Origin of the sequence: Jatrophihabitans sp., from assembly GCF_036389215.1 — a bacterium.
GTDB lineage: Bacteria > Actinomycetota > Actinomycetes > Mycobacteriales > Jatrophihabitantaceae > Jatrophihabitans_A.
In genome coordinates, this window is record NZ_DASVQG010000069.1 from 1 (window position 1) to 2142 (window position 2142).

Annotated in this window: 2 protein-coding genes; both read left to right on the plus strand. The window is 70.5% G+C overall.

Going from position 1 to position 2142, the window contains the following annotated elements:
• Nucleotides 1-1122 (plus strand): cation:proton antiporter (locus tag VF542_RS03260; protein ID WP_408650272.1); only part of this gene is annotated, 1122 nt, incomplete at its 5' end.
• Nucleotides 1123-1238: 116 nt separating this feature from the next.
• Nucleotides 1239-2142, plus strand: a 904-nt coding sequence (locus VF542_RS03265) for a Glu/Leu/Phe/Val dehydrogenase dimerization domain-containing protein (RefSeq protein WP_408650273.1), incomplete at its 3' end; no start/stop codon positions are given.

Consider the following 2142-nt stretch of genomic DNA (forward strand, 5'->3'; position numbering starts at 1 on the left):
GGTCCGACGCTGTTCTCCGGTCAGATCGCCGCAACCCTGTTCCCCTCCGAGATCCGGCCGCTGCTGGCGTCACTGGCCAACGTCGGGCTGGCGCTGTTCATGTTCATCGTCGGGTGCGAGCTGGAGCACGCGACCGTCGCCGAGCGCAAGCTGGTGCCGGTCGGCGTCGCGCTCGGCTCGACGGTGCTGCCGTTCCTGATGGGCTCGGGGCTGGGTCTCTACCTGTACTCCAGCCACGACGGGAATGGCCAGCACCGGCTCGGCTTCGTGCTGTTCTTCGCGGCCGCGATGTCGGTGACCGCCTTTCCGGTGCTGGCCCGGATCCTGTCCGACCGCGGGATGAACCGGACCTCGACCGGAACGGTGGCGCTGGCCAGTGCCGCGCTCAGCGATGTACTGGCCTGGTCCCTGCTGGCGGTCGCGGTGACCGTCAGCGGTGGTGGCCTGGAGCAGTGGCGGACCCTCCTGTTGCCGCCGTTCGTGGCCGTGATGTTCATGGTGGTCCGCCCGCTGCTCGCCCAGCTGTCCGCCGCCCAGGGCCGCAGGGGCAAGCCGCTGTCGGATCTGCTGGTGCCGGCCGTGGTGGGGCTGTTGCTGGCGTCGTGGGCGACCGAGTGGATGGGCGTGCACTTCATCTTCGGCGCGTTCCTGTTCGGGGCGATCATGCCGCGGGACGGCTCCGAAGGCGTCCGCCGGCAGGTCACCGGCCGGCTGGAACCGGTCACCACCCTGGTGCTGCTGCCGGTCTTCTTCATCGTCGCCGGTTTCAAGGTCGACCTGTCCGACCTGGGCGCCACCGCCTGGGGCCAGCTCGGCCTGATCATGCTGGTCGCGATCACCGGCAAGATGCTGGGCGGCTACCTCGGCGCCCGGTCGCAGGGGGTTCCGAACCGCGAGGCCGGCGTGCTGGCCACGCTCATGAACACCCGCGGGCTCACCGAGCTGGTGATCCTCAGCGTCGGCCTGCAGCTGGGCTTCCTCGACGACCAGCTGTACTCGCTGATGGTGGTGATGGCGGTCGTCACCACGATGATGACCGGCCCGCTGCTGGCCGTGCTGTATCCGCGTGCCCGGGTCGACCAGGACGCCGCCGAGCTGGCAGCCGCCGCCAGCCCGAGTTGACGTCCCGCAGTGATCGTCTCAGCACCCGGGTGCCGGGCGCTGAGAGTGCAGCTAGTCAGGCAGTGAGCAAGGTGCCCACGGCGGTCACCTTGTGCGGAACCTTAGGGGGTAATTACGTGAGTCCAGTACTCGTGGACGAGCGGCTGAACTCGGCCGAGCACTCGCCACTGCTCTCGACTGCTGTCCGCAACGACACCGACTCCCTCACCGGGTGGGTGGTCGTGGATTCCCTCGTCGACGGGATGGCCATGGGCGGCACCCGGATGACCGGCTCGGTCACCGAGCGCGAGGTGTGCGACCTGGCCGCCGCCATGACCGTCAAGCTGGCCCTGGCGGGGCTGCGGATCGGCGGCGCGAAGGCCGGCATCGTGTCGGTGCCCGAGCACCGCGACCAGGTCCTGCGAGCCTTCGGCCGGTCGGTGGCGCCGCTGCTGCACGGCGGCGTCTACCTCGGCTGCGACCAGGGCACCACCCACGACGACCGCGACCTCTTCTTCGCCGCAGCCGGCTTCGACGTGGTGCGCAAGCCAGGGATCACCCGGCTGCGCTCGGACTGGACCGAGCTGTGGACGCATCTGAAGGACATCACCGGATACGGGGTCGCCGAGAGCGCGCTGGAGACGCTGCGGTTGCGCGCCGACGACCGGCTGCGGCGGGTGGCCATCCAGGGCTTCGGCACGGTCGGGCGCTCCGTCGCCAAGAACCTGGAAGCTCACGGGCACCGGATCGTGGCGGTGGCCGACATCCTGGGCACGGTGAGTGCGCCGGCCGGCCTGCCGATTGCCCGGCTGCTCGAGATCACCGACCCGGCGGGCACCATCGACCGGGCCCAGCTGCCCGATTCGGTGACGGTGCTGAGCGAGCCGGAGGCATGGCTGGACGTCGATGCCGACGTGCTGGTGCTCGCGGCCGGCGGCGCTGCCATCCGGGAGGACAACCTGAGCCGGTTGCGCGCCGATGTCGTCGTCGAGGGCGGCAACCTGTGCTGCACGGCGGCCGCCAAGCGATCGCTGCGGGCCG